The organism is Luteimonas sp. TWI382 (genome assembly GCF_039674545.1).
Taxonomy (GTDB): Bacteria; Pseudomonadota; Gammaproteobacteria; order Xanthomonadales; family Xanthomonadaceae; genus Luteimonas.
Genome location: NZ_JBDJNS010000015.1, coordinates 1 through 16,504, shown reverse-complemented (window position 1 = coordinate 16,504; position 16,504 = coordinate 1). Strand labels below are relative to the sequence as shown.

At 71.1% G+C, this 16,504-nt stretch carries 14 protein-coding genes and 1 tRNA gene; 3 read left to right on the top strand and 12 right to left on the bottom strand.

The window, feature by feature from the left end:
• Positions 1–232: 232 nt before the first annotated feature.
• Positions 233–1,645: a cation:dicarboxylase symporter family transporter gene (locus ABE505_RS10900; protein ID WP_346443932.1), complete on the bottom strand. Its 1,413-nt coding sequence runs from the start codon at positions 1,643–1,645 to the stop codon at positions 233–235.
• A 166-nt stretch (positions 1,646–1,811) separates the two neighbouring features.
• On the opposite strand from ABE505_RS10900, the gene rnfB reads away from it, so the two are divergent.
• Positions 1,812–2,231, top strand: coding sequence for an Rnf electron transport complex subunit RnfB (rnfB, locus tag ABE505_RS10895; protein WP_346443931.1), 420 nt, complete (start codon positions 1,812–1,814; stop codon positions 2,229–2,231).
• Between the two features lie 41 nt (positions 2,232–2,272).
• Here the strand turns inward: rnfB and ABE505_RS10890 are convergent, their stop codons facing one another.
• The 5 genes from ABE505_RS10890 to ABE505_RS10870 form a co-directional block, all read right to left on the bottom strand.
• A complete protein-coding gene (locus tag ABE505_RS10890) occupies positions 2,273–3,451 on the bottom strand; it encodes a TraB/GumN family protein (RefSeq protein WP_346443929.1) in 1,179 nt (392 codons plus the stop codon).
• Positions 3,452–3,546: 95 nt separating this feature from the next.
• Positions 3,547–5,451 carry a DNA mismatch repair endonuclease MutL gene (mutL, locus tag ABE505_RS10885; RefSeq protein WP_346443928.1) on the bottom strand — a complete coding sequence of 635 codons (1,905 nt, stop codon included), beginning with the start codon at positions 5,449–5,451 and terminating at the stop codon, positions 3,547–3,549.
• Positions 5,452–5,539: 88 nt separating this feature from the next.
• Entirely contained in the window at positions 5,540–7,027 is a 1,488-nt protein-coding gene (locus tag ABE505_RS10880) for an N-acetylmuramoyl-L-alanine amidase (protein ID WP_346443927.1), read from the bottom strand.
• A gap of 74 nt (positions 7,028–7,101) precedes the next feature.
• Positions 7,102–7,587, bottom strand: a complete 486-nt coding sequence (gene tsaE / locus ABE505_RS10875; RefSeq protein WP_346443925.1) for a tRNA (adenosine(37)-N6)-threonylcarbamoyltransferase complex ATPase subunit type 1 TsaE — start codon at positions 7,585–7,587, stop codon at positions 7,102–7,104.
• Positions 7,584–9,119 (bottom strand): NAD(P)H-hydrate dehydratase, encoded by a 1,536-nt coding sequence (locus tag ABE505_RS10870; RefSeq protein WP_346443923.1) that lies wholly within the window; start codon positions 9,117–9,119, stop codon positions 7,584–7,586. The genes tsaE and ABE505_RS10870 overlap by 4 nt, the downstream gene beginning before the upstream one ends.
• A 26-nt stretch (positions 9,120–9,145) precedes the next feature.
• Between ABE505_RS10870 and queG the strand changes: the two genes are divergently transcribed.
• Positions 9,146–10,246: a tRNA epoxyqueuosine(34) reductase QueG gene (queG, locus tag ABE505_RS10865; protein ID WP_346443921.1), complete on the top strand. Its 1,101-nt coding sequence runs from the start codon at positions 9,146–9,148 to the stop codon at positions 10,244–10,246.
• 328 nt (positions 10,247–10,574) lie between these two features.
• On the opposite strand, the gene pgi is transcribed toward queG, so the two are convergent.
• The 6 genes from pgi to pcnB all read right to left on the bottom strand — a co-directional run bounded on the left by pgi (position 10,575) and on the right by pcnB (position 16,166).
• Positions 10,575–12,104 (bottom strand): glucose-6-phosphate isomerase, encoded by a 1,530-nt coding sequence (gene pgi / locus ABE505_RS10860; RefSeq protein ID WP_346443919.1) that lies wholly within the window; start codon positions 12,102–12,104, stop codon positions 10,575–10,577.
• A complete protein-coding gene (gene panD / locus ABE505_RS10855) occupies positions 12,104–12,484 on the bottom strand; it encodes an aspartate 1-decarboxylase (protein ID WP_346443918.1) in 381 nt (126 codons plus the stop codon). Before panD ends, pgi begins: the two co-directional genes overlap by 1 nt.
• A gap of 110 nt (positions 12,485–12,594) precedes the next feature.
• Complete coding sequence (gene panC, locus ABE505_RS10850; protein WP_346443917.1) at positions 12,595–13,461, bottom strand: pantoate--beta-alanine ligase; 867 nt, start codon at positions 13,459–13,461, stop codon at positions 12,595–12,597.
• 41 nt (positions 13,462–13,502) lie between these two features.
• The gene (gene panB / locus ABE505_RS10845; protein WP_346443915.1) at positions 13,503–14,321 is read right to left on the bottom strand and encodes a 3-methyl-2-oxobutanoate hydroxymethyltransferase; all 819 of its coding nucleotides are present in this window, start codon (positions 14,319–14,321) and stop codon (positions 13,503–13,505) included.
• Positions 14,322–14,325: 4 nt separating this feature from the next.
• The gene (gene folK / locus ABE505_RS10840) at positions 14,326–14,844 is read right to left on the bottom strand and encodes a 2-amino-4-hydroxy-6-hydroxymethyldihydropteridine diphosphokinase (protein WP_346443914.1); all 519 of its coding nucleotides are present in this window, start codon (positions 14,842–14,844) and stop codon (positions 14,326–14,328) included.
• Positions 14,841–16,166 carry a polynucleotide adenylyltransferase PcnB gene (gene pcnB / locus ABE505_RS10835; protein WP_346443912.1) on the bottom strand — a complete coding sequence of 442 codons (1,326 nt, stop codon included), beginning with the start codon at positions 16,164–16,166 and terminating at the stop codon, positions 14,841–14,843. Before pcnB ends, folK begins: the two co-directional genes overlap by 4 nt.
• A 128-nt stretch (positions 16,167–16,294) precedes the next feature.
• Here pcnB and ABE505_RS10830 point away from each other — a divergent pair.
• Positions 16,295–16,370: transfer RNA gene (locus ABE505_RS10830), tRNA-Glu, on the top strand.
• Positions 16,371–16,504: the final 134 nt, after the last annotated feature.

Here is a 16,504-nt window from a genome sequence, read left to right as displayed (position 1 = left end):
GCGCGGGCCACAAAAAAACCCGCATCGCGGCCGATGCGGGTGGTGTGTCCTGGTGCTTGCGCGTGTTGCCTTATCCTCGCGCCCGCTCCCACACCCGCCTCGGCCGCGCACGATTATTCGTGCGCGGGGCGTTGCGGTTGGTATTGCGGGCGGACAAGCGCGACATGGGATCGACCCTAACCGGTGCGCGCGCACTGCGCAACGGTTGCGTACGCAACCGCCCGCCCCGGGGTCAGGCCGGGCGGGCCGGCGCTGCGTCGACCGGCGGCTGCGCATCGCGCGCGGCCTGCTCGGCCAGCGCCCGATCGGGATCGACCAGTTGCGGATTGTCGAGCACCGCCGCCAGCCGCTCGCGGTCGAGCTGGCCGGTCCAGCGCGCGATCACCAGGGTGCCGATGCCATTGCCGGTCAGGTTGGTCAGCGCGCGGCCTTCGGACATGAAACGGTCGATGCCGACAATCAACGCGATGCCCGCCAGCGGAATCACGCTTTCGAACGCGGCCAGCGACGCGGCGAGCGTCACCAGCCCGGCGCCCGATACGCCCGCCGCGCCGTTGGAAGAGATCAGCATGAACACCAGCAGCGCGATCTGGGTGCCGATCGGCACCTCGATCCCGAACGCCTGCGCGATGAAGATCGCGCCCATCGCCATGTAGATCGCGGTGCCGTCGAGGTTGAAGGAGTATCCGGTGGGAATCGTCAGGCCGACCACCGACTTGGGCACGCCGGCCGCCTCGAGCTTGGCCAGCATGCGCGGCAGCACGGTTTCCGACGACGAGGTGCCGAGCACGATCAGCAATTCGTCGCGGATCATGCGGATGTACTTGAACACGCTGAAGCCCGACCACCAGCAGATCGGCCCGAGCACCAGGAGCAGGAACAGCAGGCAGGTCAGCCAGAAGCTGAGCATGAAGTAGCCGAGCGAGCCGAGGATCGCGCCGCCGTACTCGCCGATCGTGAACGCCATGCCGCCCATCGCACCCAGCGGCGCGAACCACATCACGATCTTGATCACGCCGAACATGACCTGGGCGATCGTGTCGAGCGCGGCGACTGCCGGCTTGCCGCGCTCGCCCAGCATCGTGATCGCACAGGCGACCAGGATCGCCATCACCAGCACCTGGATCAGCTGGCCCTCGACGAAGGCCGCGAAGAACGAACTGGGCACCAGATGCAGCAGAAAGCCGGTGATGCCGTCGCCGGCCGCTGCACCGGCGCTGGCGAGCGTGCCCTGCGCGGCCGACGCGTCGAAAGTCTCGATGTCCAGCCCAAGGTTGCGGCCAGGTCCGAGCAGGTTGACCACGACCAGGCCGATGCCCAGCGCGAATACCGTGGTGACGTTGAAATAAACCACGGTCTTGAGCGCCAGCCCGCCGGCCTTGGCGAGATTGCCCAGGCCCGCGATGCCGACGGCGACGGTGGCGAAGATCGTCGGCGCGATGACGACCTTGACCAGTTTGATGAACAGGTCGGCCAGCCATTTCATCTGCGCGCCGACCTGCGGCGCGGCCAGGCCGATGACGATGCCGGCCGCGATGCCCAGCAGCACCCAGAAATAGAGGTGGTGCCACAGCGGCTTGCGGGGGCGGACGGAAGGGCGGTGGGTCGCGTCGGGCGCGATCGGCGGTGTGGTGTCGGTCGGCATGGGTCGAGCCTGCCAGACCGCGTCGCCCGGCGCGGTCATACATTCGAACTAGACCGCGCAGTCAGGACCGGCGTGCGAGCGTGTTGCGGGCCCGCCATCGAGGGACATCGCAGCGCATGCGGGCCCAGCGCGCTACCCTGTGCGCCGCCCGTCTTCGCCCCGCCGCATGTCCCCCGCTCCCGATCTCGTCGAACGCCTCGATCGCCTGCTGCCACAGACCCAGTGCGGCCAGTGCGGTTTCGATGGTTGCCGCCCCTATGCCGAGGCGATGGCGCGTGGCGAAGCCGACATCGACCGGTGTCCGCCGGGCGGCGATGCCGGCGCGCGCGCGCTGGCGACGCTGCTCGGCGTGCCGGTGCGGCCGTTCGACCGCAGCCGCGGCCCGCACCATCCGCGCCCGCCGGTCGCGCTGGTCGTCGAAGCGGACTGCATCGGCTGCACCAAATGCATCCAGGCCTGCCCGGTCGACGCGATCGTGGGCGCCTCCAAGCTGATGCATACCGTGATCGAACCGCTGTGCACCGGGTGCGAGCTGTGCGTGCCGGCCTGCCCGGTCGACTGCATCGTCATGGTCGAGGCGGCCTGAGGCCCGATCGCGATGGTTGGGGCGGCCTCGGGCCGCCAGGTTCAACGTCCCGGCGTGGCCGGGTCGCGCGCAGGCGGGTCGGGCTGCGGCGGCGGCGCGTCGTCTGCATCGATCGACGGCAGCGGCGCTTCGTCCTTGGGCGCCGTCACCGGCGATGGTGCAGGCATGCGCTCTTCGGGCACCGGCGCGGCGCCGTCGCCGATCTCGATCGCCGGCGGCGGCGCGCACGCACTGCAGATGCGCTCGACCTCGTAGCCCTTGGCGGCCAGTTTCTCGACCACGCCGTCCTCGCCCAGCAAGTGCAGCGTGCCGACGACGACCAGGATCTCGCCGTCCTGCTGCAGCATCTGCTCGAGCTTGGGCAACCAGGCATCGTTGCGCTCGGTGTTGATCCGCCGATACAGCGCGGGAAAGCGCGCGCGCATGTCCAGCGCCATGCCGTTCCACAGCTGCGCCGCATCGCCCGCGCGCCAAGCGCCATGCAGCGTCTCGATCGACGCCTGCCCACCCTGCGCCTGGTCCAGCGCCTCGCGCAGCATCTCCACCTGCTCGAGCTGGCCCAGGCCATCGAGAAAACCGATCTGCTCGGACGCGGTCTCCAGCCCCGCCGTCGCCTTGCCTGCCTCGCGCGCCTGCCGCGCCAGATACGCATCCATGCCCAGTTGCGCCTGCAGGCCGTAGCGGCCCAGTTCGGTCGTGGTCACCAGCAACGAAGCGAACCACGGCTTGAACAACTGCAGGCTCTGCGCGCTCATGCCGCCGGTCGGTTGTGCGGCGAGGTTCGCCTCGCCCCAGGCCGCCAGGTCCGCGACGAGCGTTGGCGGCAAGTCGTCGTCGAGGCGACTGCCGTCGCTGCGCAGACCAGCCTGCATCATCTGCATCGCCAGCGTCGGCGACTCCAGCTCCTCGGGCGACAGTTCGAAGACCACTTCGCCGGCCGCATCCAGCGTCCGGGCGACATCCTCCGACAGCGGATAGTCCGCGGGCTGCAGGAAATGGAACGAGCCCAGCAGATACAGCGCCCCGTGATCGCCCGAGACCTTCCACAGCAATGGGACCGGCGGCGCCGGCGCCGGCACGTCGGCGATAGGCGGCACCGCGGACGGCGCGCCCTCGCCCATCGCGGCAGGCGACTGGGCCCATGCCGTCGGGGCAAGGCCAAGGAACGCGAACGCAAGTGCGGCGACAAGGGCGGCACGCAGGACAGGAGGGAAACGCATGCGGACTCCAGAATGAAAACGGATCGGAACGCAGCCCGAGGCCGTCGCGCGCGCGCCGGCGGGCACGCGCCCAGGGCCTGCGAGCGGATGCGCGCTCAACGCCCGCGCAGGAACCAACGGTCGATCTCGGCGAGCGGGAAATGCGCCCAGGTCGGGCGGCCATGGTTGCACTGCCCCGAGCGCTCGGTCGCCTCCATCTGCCGCAGCAGCGCATTCATCTCGGGCACCGTCAGTCGCCGGTTCGCGCGCACCGCACCATGGCAGGCCATCGTCGAAAGCAGTTCGTCGCGTGCCGCGCGCACCCGCCGACTCTCGCCGTGCTCGCGCAGGTCGGCCAGCACATCGCGCAGCAGCGCCTCGGTGTCGCCATCGACCAGCAACGCTGGCACGCCGCGCAGCAGCAGCGATTGCGGTCCGGTGCGCGAGACCTCGAAGCCCAGGTCGGCGAGCGTGCCCGCTTCCTGTTCGGCGATGTCGGCTTCGCGCTCGGAGACGGCGACGGTCTGCGGCACCAGCAGCGGCTGCATGCGCACACCGTCGCCATCGTGCGCGGTCTTGAGCCGCTCGTAGCCGATGCGCTCGTGGGCGGCATGCATGTCGACGACGATCATGCCGTCGGCCGCCTGGCTGAGAATGTAGATGCCATGCAACTGCGCGACCGCATAGCCGAGCGGCGGCACGAAGGCGGCGGTGTCGGCGGTGGTGTTGTCGGCGGCTGCGCCATCGACGGCCATGCCCTGGGCGCTCGCATCGGCCCACGCATCGCCTCGCGCAGGCGCCGCCGCGAACGTCGCGTCCGTCCCCGCGTGGGTCCCCGCGTCGTCGCCGCCCATGCCGCCGCCGTAGAGGCTGGCATAGGCCGCACGCGCCTCGCCCACGCGCAGTGCCAGATGTGTCTGCGGCATTGGCCGCGACCAGGCGGCTGCAGAGCCGCCGTTGGTCGGCCCGGCGGCGAACGGCGCTCCGGGCGTCGGCGCCTCGACCGCCACGTCGCCCGCCTGCCCGGCCCGGGTATCGGCCAGCGCCTCATGCAGCGTGCGATAGACGAAGTCGTGCACCAGCCGGGCGTCGCGGAACCGCACCTCGTGCTTGGCCGGATGCACATTGACGTCGACCCGGGTCGGATCGAGTTCGAGGAACAGCACGTAGGCCGGCTGTCGCCCGTGGTACATCACGTCGGCGAAGGCCTGCTTGACCGCGTGCGCGACGCTGCGATCGCGGATCGACCGGCCGTTGACGTACAGATACTGCTGATCGGCACTGGCGCGCGAGTACGCCGGCCGCGCGATCCAGCCCGACAGCCGCAGGCCGGCCGCGGCATGATCGATCCGCAGCGCGGCATCGGCGAACTCGCGGCCCAGCGTCTCGACCAGGCGCGCGCCCGAGAACAGGTCCTCGTCGCCCTTGTAGCGGCGCGCGGGCTTGCCGTTGTGGCTCACGCGCAGTTCGACATCCGGCCGTACCAGCGCCAGCGCACGCAGCCATTCTTCGATGTGGCCCAGCTCGGTGCGCTCGGCGCGCATGAACTTGCGGCGCGCCGGCACGTTGTAGAACAGGTCGCGGACCTCGACGGTGGTCCCACGCGGATGCGGCTTGGGGGCCGCCGCGCCCACACGCCCGCCGTCGACCTGCAGCACGGTGCCGTGGGCATCGTCCTCGCGGCGCGAGGCCAGCGAGAACCGGCTGACCGATGCGATCGACGGCAGCGCTTCGCCGCGGAAGCCGAGAGTGGCGACCGATTCGAGATCGTCGAGCGAGCCGATCTTGCTGGTCGCATGCCGCGACACTGCCAGTGGCAACTCCTCGGGTGCGATCCCGCCACCATCGTCGCGCACGCGGATCAGGCGGCCCCCGCCTTCCTCGAGCTCGATGTCGACCCGACGCGCACCGGCATCGAGCGCGTTCTCGACCAGTTCCTTGACCACCGAGGCCGGCCGCTCAACGACCTCGCCCGCGGCAATCTGGTTGATCAGGATATCGGGCAGTTGACGAATGGACACGGCACGGCGGCGCCAAGGCGCTTTGACGAGGGGGACGGGGATGATAGCGGGCGCCGGATGCGCCTGCCGGCCGGTCGATCCGGCCGATTCAGGGGCTGCCGCCGCCGGCAGCGGCCGCGGCCGCGCGCGCGGCGTAGAGCGTGCCTGGGGGCGGCTGGCTGGTGAAGAAGGCATTGATCCCCTGCAGCACGGCGGCAGCGACGCGCCGCTGGTGGCCGGGGTCGAGCAGCCGCTTCTCCTCTTCGGGATTGGAGATGAAGCCCGTTTCGACCAGCATCGCCGGCATGTCGGCGTTGCGCAGCACCGAGAAGTTCGCGTACTCCACGTTCGCCTTGTGGGTCTTGCCGACATCGCGCAGCCCGGTCAGCACGTGCGTAGCGGCCTCCTGCGAGGCGCGCATGTGCCCGCTCTGCGCCATTTCGAGCAGGACGTTGGACAGCGTGTCCTTCTCCAGGCGCACACCGCCGACGAGGTCGGCGCTGTTCTCGCGGTCGGCCAGCCAGCGTGCCTGCTGCGAGGACGCCCCGCGCAGTGACAGGGTGTAGACCGAGGAGCCGTAGGCGGCGCGATTGAGCGCGGCGTCGGCATGGATCGACACGAACATGTCGGCTCTGGCCTGACGCGCCCGACGCGCGCGCTGCGGCAGCTCGACATAGCTGTCGTTGTCGCGGATCAGATGCGCGCGCATGCCGGGCGTGGCGTTGATCTGGCGCGCCAGTTCGCGCGAGATCGCCAGCACCACGTGCTTTTCGTAGGTGCCACCCGGCCCGATCGCCCCCGGATCCTGGCCGCCGTGCCCGGGATCGATCGCGATCACCAGCGGACGCATGCCCTTGCCGACCGTGGTCGGCAAGGGCGGGGCCGCATTGCGCGGCGCCGGCGCGGTGGCCTCGGGTGTGGGGGCAGGCGCCTGCGCGACTGGCGCAGCAGCGGGTGTCGGCGTCGGCGTCGGGGCAGGCGTCGAGGCCGATGCCGCGGGCTGCGGCGCAGGTGTGGCCGGCGCACGGGCGCGCGCCATCTCGGCGATCAGCCGCGAGGTCGCATCGTTGGACGCGAGAGCAGGATCGGGCGGCGGGGTGCGGGTGGCCGGGGCGCCAGCGGCGGGCACGGCGCCGGTAGCCGTCGGTGGTGCAGAGGCCTGGGCGGCGACCCGCGCGATCGGATCGGCATCGCCATCGCCGGGCCACTCGACGACCAAGCGAGTCCCGTCGCCGCCTTCTTCCAGGCGCGGCGTCATCGCCACGACCGGGCTGGCGAGATCGAACACGATCCGGGTCGTGCCGGCCACCGGTTGACCGGTCCGGACACTGCGCACCACGCCGCGCGAGGCCGGCAGCGCCAGGCCGCCGCGGAGCTTGGTGCCGGGCAGGTCGACCACGAGGCGGTCGGGATTGGCCAGCGAGATCACCGAGAATTCGGCCTTGCCGTCCAGCCGCAGTTCGGCCCGCGTCCCGGTCGCGCCGGTCTGCAGGTCAACACCACGCAACTCGGCGCCGTAGGCCAGGTTCCAGCACAGCGCCGCGAGCAGCGCGAGCGCCAGCAAGGCCTGAGACAGATTGATCCCCCGGATACGCATGGGGTTAGTCAATCATCGCCGCCAGGACAATGCAAGACGTTTTCCCTTGCAAATCCAGAGCCTGCGCACCCTTCCTACGGTTTCGGTTCAGAAAGGGCCGGCAAGCAGCCCGGTCGCCCGAGCGCCTCGCACCACTGTCGACCGGCCTCCGACAGCGGCGCCAGCGATGCGCTGCGCCCCTGGCCCGACAAGGCGAGACAGATCCGCAGATCCGGCCGCGGCAACGCGTCGGCGCCCCGCTCGGGCCATTCGATCAACCACAGCCGCGCGGGGACGTCGTCCAGGCCGAGAAACTCCAGCTCGCCGATGTCGCCGATGCGGTACAGATCCAGGTGCAATGCCTCGCCGCCCGCCACCGGGTAGCGCTCGACCAGCGTGTAGGTGGGGCTGCGGACGGTACCGGTCACGCCCAGTGCGCGCAGCCAGGCGCGCGCCAGCGTGGACTTGCCGGCGCCCAGGTCGCCTTGCAGATGCACGACCGCCGGCGTGGGGGCCGTGGCGGCGAGCGCCTGCGCGAAGGCCTGGGTCGCGGCCTCGCCGTCGAGTTGCCACAGGCTCATCGCCATGTCTCCAGGAACGTCGGATTGGCCAGCGGACGCAGCGCGGCGATCAGGTCGACCGGCAACAGGCCGCGCTCGCCGCCACTGCGCGCCGCGACATCGCCGGCGGCGGCATGCAGCAGGGCACCGCAGGCCGCGGCGGATTCGGGGTCGAGCCCCTGTCCGCGCAGCGCGGCGATCACGCCGGTCAGCGCATCGCCCATGCCGCCGGTCGCCATGCCCGGGTTGCCGGCGGCGACCAGCCACGGCATGCCGTCCGGCGCACAGATCAGTGTGCCCGCGCCCTTGAGCACGACGACCGCGCCAGTCTGGGCGGCGAGCCGGCGCACCGCGGCGGGTCGGTCGCGCTGGATGTCGACCGTCGCGGCGCCGAGCAGGCGCCCGGCCTCGCCCGGGTGCGGGGTCAGCACAGTGCCGGGCGGCAGCGCGCGCGGCATGGCGGCCAGCAGGCTCAGCGCGTCGGCGTCGAGCACCAGCGGCCGGCCGCTGCCCAGCACCTCGTCGTACAAGCCGTGACCCCAGGCGCCGCGCCCCAGCCCCGGCCCGAGCGCGACGACATCGGCGGCCTGGAGCAGATGCGCGAGCGTGGACGCGTTGTCGATACGGCGGACCATCGCCTCCGGACAGCGCACCAGCAGCGGGGCGACATGCGCCGCCTGGGTCGCGACCGACACCAGCCCGGCGCCGGCGCGCAGCGCGGCCTCGGTGGCCAACATCACCGCGCCGCCCATGCCGTGGTCGCCGCCCACGCACAGCACGCGGCCGGAGGCCCCCTTGTGGCTGTTGCGTAGACGCGGGCGCAGCCAGTGCGCCAGGTCGCCGGCCTCGATCCGGCGCGCGACGCCGGGCCCGGCGGCTGCCATCACGCCCGGATCGACGTCGAGTGCATCGAGTGCGAGTTCGCCGGCATGGTCGGGGCCGTCGCCGGTCTGCAGACCGACGCGTGCGGCGAGGAATTGCAACGTGACCTGCGCATGCACCGCGACACCGGGCGCACTGCCGCGGTCGCCGTCCAGGCCGCTGGGCACGTCGAGCGCCAGCACCGGCGCGGGCGTCGCCTCGATCGCGGCGATCAAGGCGGCGGCATCGGCATCGGGTGCGCGCGACAGACCGATCCCGAACAAGGCGTCGACGACCAGCCCGGCCGACGGCAGCGGGCCGCCAGCGAACGTCGCGATGCGTCCACCGGCCTCGACGAAGGCCGCGCACGCCGAACGCGAAAGCGCGGTCCGGGGCGCGTGCGTGTCGAGCCGAACCACCTGCACCTCGCAGCCGGCCGACTGCGCGTGCCGCGCGAGCACGTAGCCGTCGCCGCCGTTGTTGCCAGGCCCGCAGACCACGACCAGGGTGCGCACCTGCGGCCAGCGCCGCTGCAACAGGCGCCACGCGGCCAGCCCGGCGCGCGCCATCAGCACGCCGGCATCGCCGCCCTCGGCGGCGATCGCCGCGGTCTCGAGCGCGCGCACCCCCGCCGCGTCGTACAGCAGGGTTCCCGGCATGGACGCCGCGTTCGAGGCACAGGGAAGGCTCATCGCGCCGATTCTATACTTCAGGCATCGTGAGTCCCTGCCCCGACACCCCCGACGCCGCGCCACCGGCACGCCGCGCGCCCGAGCCGCAGCAGGTGGCCGCGCGCATCCGCGCGATCGCGGCCGAGCTGGGCTTCCAGCGCTGCGGCATCGCCGGCATCGAACTCGCCGAGGATGAAGCCCACCTGCGCGATTGGCTCGCCCAGGGGCTGTACGGCACGATGGACTGGATGGCGCGCCACGGCACGCTGCGCGCGCGCCCGGCCGACCTGCTGCCCGGCACCGTGCGGGTGATCTCGGTCGGGCTCGACTACGGCCGCAACGACGACGACAGCGCCTGGGAGACGCTGGCCGATGGCCGCCGCGCCTACGTCGCGCGCTACGCGCTCGGCCGCGACTACCACAAGCTCATGCGCAACCGGCTGCAGAAGTTCGCGCACCGCATCGCCGAGGAAATCGGCCCGTTCGGCCACCGGGTGTTCGTCGATTCGGCGCCGGTGCTCGAGCGTGCGCTCGCACGCAACGCCGGCCTGGGCTGGATCGGCAAGCACACCTGCCTGATCGACAAGCGCGGTGGCTCGTGGTTCTTCCTCGGCGAGATCTACGTCGACGTGCCGCTGCCGATCGATCCACCGGCGAGCGCGCACTGCGGCACCTGCACGCGCTGCATCGACGTCTGCCCAACGCAGGCGATCGTCGCGCCGTACCGGCTCGATGCGCGCCGCTGCATCTCGTACCTGACGATCGAACACGACGGCGCGATTCCCGAACCGCTGCGCGCGCCGATCGGCAACCGCATCTTCGGCTGCGACGACTGCCAATTGGTCTGCCCGTGGAACAAGTTCGCCAAGCGCCACGACGAACCCGACTTCCGCGCGCGCAACGGCCTGGACACCGCAAGCCTGGCCGATCTGTTCGCCTGGGACGAGGACGAGTTCCTGCAGCGCACCGAGGGCTCGCCACTGCGCCGCAGTGGGCATCGCCGCTGGCTGCGCAACATCGCCGTCGCCTTGGGCAATGCGCCGAGCACTCCCGACACCATCGCCGCACTGCGGACACGCCGGCAGTCGGGCGACGCGCTGGTCGACGCGCATGTCGAATGGGCGCTGGCGCGACACGACGCGCACTGACGAAGCGACACGACGCGCGCGGGTTCGCTCGATCGCGGCTGGCGAATGACGCGTGTCCTGGCGGCAGGTCAGCGTTGGCGCAATGACAAGGCCGCAAGGGCCCGCCCCCACCCGGCGCGCTGTGCGCGCCGACCTCCCCGCGCGCGCGGGAGGTGACTTCAGCATGCGGCGCGCGGCCGACTCCCACACGCACCGATACGCTTGTGCTCCTTCCCCCGCGCGCGGGGGAAGGCTGGGATGGGGGCGCTTTGTGCGACACGCCCATGGCTGAACTGGCGCGCTACGTACGTCGACCTCCCACGTGCGCGGGGGAGGCGGTCGCCACCGATCAGGCGTTGCGGCGGGCGCGCAGTTCGTCGAGCAGGGCGCGGGTGACCGGGTCGGCGATCTCGACGTCCTGGCCCTGCACCGCGGGCAGCAACTCGCCGGCGATGCGCTTGCCCAGTTCGACGCCCCACTGGTCGAAGGCGTTGATGCCCCACAGCACCGACTGCGCGTAGACGCTGTGCTCGTAGAGCGCGATCAGCGCGCCGAGACTGCGCGGGTCGAGCCGGTCGAGCAGCAACAGCGTCGACGGCCGGTTGCCGGGATACGACTTCTGCGGATCGTCGGCGGAGAACCCGTTGGCCAGCGCCTGCGTCTGGGCGAGCAGGTTCGACAGCAGCGCGGCATGGTTGTCGGTGTGCGGATGGGCCGGATTGACAACGCCGATGAAATCGGCCGGCACCGTCTGCGTCCCCTGGTGCAGCGCCTGGAAGAAACTGTGCTGCGAGTTGGTGCCCGGCCCGCCCCACAGCACCGGCACGGTGTCGAGCCCGACCGGCGCGCCCTCAGGCGTGACCGACTTGCCCAGGCTCTCCATCACCAACTGCTGCAAGTAGGCCGGCAGCAGCGCCAGCCGCTCGTCGTAGGGCAGCACGGCGTGCGTCGCCAAGCCCAGCGCATTGCGGTTCCACACACCGGCCAGTGCGTGCAGCAGCGGCAGGTTGCCGGCCAGCGGCGTCCGCAGCGCGTGGGCGTCCATTTCGGCCGCGCCGTCGAGCAAGGCGTCGAAACCATCGGCGCCGATCGCCAGCGCGATCGAAAACCCGACCGCCGACCACAGCGAGTAGCGACCGCCGACCCAGTCCCACATCGGCAGCACACGCTCGGGTGCGACGCCGAAGGCCTGCGCCCGCGGCACGTTGGCGCTGACCGCATACAGCCGCTCGCTGCCGCCCAGCCAATCGCGCACGACCGCGCCGTTGAGCAGGGTCTCCTGGGTGCCGAAGGTCTTGGAGACCAGGATCGCGGCGGTCTTCGCCGGATCCAGCTTCGCCAGGCGATGCTGGGCGTCGCTGCCGTCGACGTTGGTCAGGAAATGCACACGGAAACGACCGGTGCCGAAGTCCTTGAGCGCATCGACCACCAGCCGCGGGCCGAGATCGGAGCCGCCGATGCCGACGTTGACGATGTCGGTGACATCGGACGCCTCGAGCTGCGCGACCAGGGCGCGCATGCGCGTGCGCGCCGCGAGCGCCTGCTCGCGTGCATCGCGCGCCGCCGGCGCCTGCGACAGCGCCGAGCGCAGTGCGACGTGCAGCGCCGGGCGCTGCTCGGACGTATTGACGATGGCGCCGTCGAACAGCGCGCGCATCGCGGCCGCCAGCTCGGCCGACGCGCCAAGCGCGAGCAGCGCATCGCGGGCCTCGCGGTCGAAACGCTGGCGCGCGAAGCTGGCATAGAGCCCGCCCACGCGCAGCGCGAAGTCGCGCGGGCGCGCGGCGTCGGCGGCGATGAGGTCGGCGATACGCGCCGCGTCCAGGCGCCGCGCATGCGGCGCCAGCGCCTCGATGATCCGCCGCGCCGCCGTCGTCATCAGGCTGCCTGCGCCGGGATCGAATCGTTGGTGTGGGTCATCCGGTTCTGCCGATCGACGTAGACCAGGGTCGGCTTGAAATTGGCCACCTGTGCCTCGTCGAGCGCGCCGTAGGCGCAAATGATCACCAGATCGCCGACGCCAGCCTTGTGCGCGGCCGCGCCATTGACCGAAATGATGCCGCTGCCGGCCTCGGCGCGGATCGCGTAGGTCGCGAAGCGTTCGCCGTTGTTGATGTTGTAGATCTCGATGCGTTCGTATTCACGGATGCCCGACAGGTCGAGCAGATGGCCGTCGATCGCGCACGAGCCTTCGTAGTGCAGCTCGGCGTGGGTCACGGACGCGCGGTGGATCTTGGCTTTGAGCAGGGTCAGTTGCATGGCGGCGGCCGGATCGCGGCCTTGGCAAACGCGGGCGTTCCGCAGGAGTCGGCAAGTATAGGGGCCGTGTGCGGCATCGCAACATGCCGCCCGGGCACGCGAGCGGCGATTCAGCCGGCCGCAGACACCGGCGCCAGGCTGAATTCGAGGTTGTCGATCAACCGGGTGGTACCCAGCCGGGCCGCGAGCAATGCGACCGCCTCGGCATCGCCCGCCGCCAGCGGCCCGAGCGCGGGCGTGCGCACGACCGCGTAGTCGACCGCGAACCCCTGCGCGCTGAGCTGCGCTTCGGCGTCGGCCTCGACCTGGGCCGGCGCGCGGCCGGCACGCAGGTCATCGCGCATCGCCTGCAGCGTGCGATACAGCTGCGGCGCCCGTGCGCGCTGGTCGGCGTCGAGATACTGGTTGCGCGAGCTCAGTGCCAGCCCGTCGGCATCGCGGGCGATCGCGACCGGCAGCAACTGCACCGGGAACGCGAGCTCGGTCACCAGGTGCGCGATCACCGCCAGTTGCTGGTAGTCCTTGCGCCCGAACGCGGCGACATCGGGCTGCACCTGGTTGAACAGGCGCGCGACGACCGTCGCCACGCCATCGAAGTGGCCCGGCCGATGGGCGCCGTCGAGCACCTCGGTGATCCCGGGCACGCGCACGGTGACCGTGTTCGCCAGCCCCAGCGGATACATCGTCTCCACCGACGGCTGCCACAGCAGGTCGCAGCCCGCAGCGGCCAGCCCTTGCGCGTCCTGCTCGGGTGTCCGCGGATAGCGCGCGAAGTCCTCGTTGGGTCCGAACTGCGTGGGATTGACGAACACGCTGGCGACGACACGGTCGACCTGCGCGCGCAACGCCGCGACCAGCGAAAAGTGCCCCGCGTGCAGGTTGCCCATCGTCGGCACCAGGCCCACGCGCAGGCCCGCGCGCTTCCAGTCCGCGATACGGGCGCGCAGGACGCTCAGGCTGTCGACGGTTTCGATCATGGGGCGTGCGGATTGGAAAGCGAAGGCCGGCGGCGCTGCGCTCAGCTGTAGGAATGCTCGGGGCCGGGGAAGCTGCCGTCGCGCACAGCGGCGACGTACGCGCGCGCTGCGCCGGCGACCGAGCCGCCATCGGCCAGGAAGTCGCGGACGAACTTCGGCCGGCGATGGCCGCTGTCCAGGCCCAGCATGTCGTGCAGCACCAGCACCTGGCCGTCGCAGTTGGGACCTGCGCCGATGCCGATCGTCGGCACTGGCGAGGCGGCGGTGATCTCGGCGGCCAATGCAGCGGGCACGCCCTCGAGCACGATCAACGAAGCACCGGCCTCGGCAATCGCGAGCGCGTCCTCGCGCAGTGCCTGCGCGGCCGCCTCGCCGCGGCCCTGCACCTTGAATCCGCCCAAGCGCAGCACCGACTGCGGGGTCAGGCCCAGGTGCGCGCAGACCGGGATCTCGCGCTCGACCAGGAAGCGCACGACCTCACGCTTGCTCGCGCTCGCGCCTTCGAGCTTGACCATGCCGGCACCGGCCTGCAGCAACCGGGTGGAGGCGTTGAGCGCACGCTCGGGCGTCGCATCGGCCTGGAACGACAGGTCGGCGACGATGAGCGCGCGCCGGGTCGCCCGCGCCACGCAGGCCGTGTGATAGACCATGTCGTCGGTGGTGACCGGCAACGTCGAGCCGTGCCCCTGCACCACCATGCCCAGCGAATCGCCGACCAGCAGCAGGTCGACCCCGGCCGCATCGAAGGTGCGCGCAAATCCGGCATCGTAGGCGGTGAGCATCGAGAGCCGGCGACCCGCGGCGCGGGCCTCGAACAGCGCGGGCACGGTCACCGGCGCGGACATGTGGGGAGTGGTCATCGCACTAGGGTATCGCTTCGATGCCGCTTCGATCCATGCCCGCGAGGATGTCGGCGGCTGCGCCGACACCAGGAATCTGCGCATCCGGCGCGACATCGAGCAGCGGCACCAGCGCGAACGCGCGCGTATGCAGATGCGGATGCGGAACGATCAGTCCCGGCAATGCGAGCCTGGCATCGCCGTACAGCAGCAGATCCAGGTCGAGCGTACGCGGCCCCCAGCGATCGCGGCCATCGGGCGCGCGGCGTCGCCCCAGCGCCGTTTCGATCGACAACAGCATCTGGAGCAGCGCCATCGCCGGCAGGTCGGTCTCGAACACCGCCGCGGCGTTGATGAAGTCCGGCTGGTCGGTCACACCCCACGCGGGGGTGCGATAGAAGCGCGACAGCGCCCACCCCGAAATGCCGGGCAAGGCCGCCAGCGCACGCGCCGCGTCGCGCACCGTGGCCACCGCGTCGCCGAGATTGGCGCCCAACCCGACGCAGGCGTGCACGCGCGGCGCCTGCGCCGACCCGGTGCTCATCCGGCTGCGGCAGGCGCGCGCCGACGGCGGCGCTTGCGGCGTGGGGCCTGCCCCTCGCCGTCCTCTCCCTCGTCGCCCGGGAACAACGCGATCGCGTGGTCTGGATCGTGCTGGGCTTCCTGCCAGAACGCGACATCGGCGGCATGCGCATCGGAGGCCGCGCTGCGCAACACCAGGAAATCGAACGCGGCGCGGAAGCGCGGGTGCGACAGCATCCGGGTCACCCGCTTGCGCTGGCGCTGCGGGAAGCGCGCCTGCAGCAGCCAGATCTCCTGCATCGGCAGCGAGAACCGGCGCGGCAACGCGACCGTCGACAACTGGTGCAGCGTCACCCGGTCGGCCGCCCGGCGCTGGGCATCCACCGGCTGCACGCCCTCTGCCTGCAGCTTCATCAACGTGCGGCAGTACGCCGGCCACAGCAGGGTCGCGAACAGGAACGCCGGCGATACCGGGTCGCCGGCGGCAACGCGGGTGTCGGTCGAGCGCAGGCCCGCGACCACCATCGTGCGCAACGCGCCGCTGCGGTTGCTCGCCAACGCCTTGGCGGTCTCGGGGAACAACGCGCCCAGCAGGCCGTGCCGCTCCAGGCCTTCGAAACTGGCCACCGCGTGCCCGGACAAGAACAGCTTCAGGCATTCCTCGAACAGCCGCGCCGGCGCCGCTTCGGACAACAGCCCGGCAAGCTGCGGGATCGGCGCTGCGGTTTCGGGCGCGATCGAAAAGCCCAGCTTGGCCGCCAGCCGCACGGCGCGCAGCATCCGCACCGGGTCCTCGCGATAGCGCGTCTCCGGATCGCCGATCAAGCGCAGCACGCGGTTCTCGACATCCTCGAAGCCGCCGACGTAGTCGCGCACCGAGAAGTCGGCGATCGCGTAATAGAGCGCGTTGGCGGTGAAGTCGCGCCGGACCGCATCGTCCTCGATCGTGCCGTAGACGTTGTCGCGCAGCAGGCGGCCATCGTCGTGGACCTCGCGGTCGCCGCTGCCGTCGTCGACGTTGGCACGGAAAGTGGCGACCTCGATGATCTCGCGACCGAACACCACGTGCGCCAGCCGGAACCGCCGCCCGATCAGCCGGCAGTTGCGGAACAGCGCCTTGACCTGCTCGGGTGTCGCGTCGGTCGCGACATCGAAATCCTTGGGCGCCAGGCCGACAAGAATGTCGCGCACCGCACCGCCGACCAGATAGGCGGCATGCCCGGCCTCGTGCAACCGGTAGAGCACACGCAGGGCGCTCTGGCTGATCTGCCGGCGCGAGATGATGTGCTGGTCGCGGGGGATGGTCCGCAACGCGGAGCCCGGAGTCGAATTGTCGTCGTGCATCAAATGAAAATTTTCCGTGGGCACCCGTTGCGGGGCCCGCAAGCCTGCTATACTAGCAAGCTGCACACGTCTTTCCGATGTTCTGCAGACCGGTCGTCCAACCGGTCGCCGCTTCGGCGGTACACCCAGCTCCCTTCGTCTAGAGGCCTAGGACGTGGCCCTCTCAAGGCTAAAACACGGGTTCGAATCCCGTAGGGAGCGCCATCTTCAAGAAAAGGCCCGCGCAAGCGGGCCTTTCTCGTGGCGCGTCGCCGACACCCTGGGAACGCCAGCCACCGCCCAGAACCGGGGGGGGGGTTGGATATTGAAGCGCCGCAAATGAAACAATAGACCCGTGG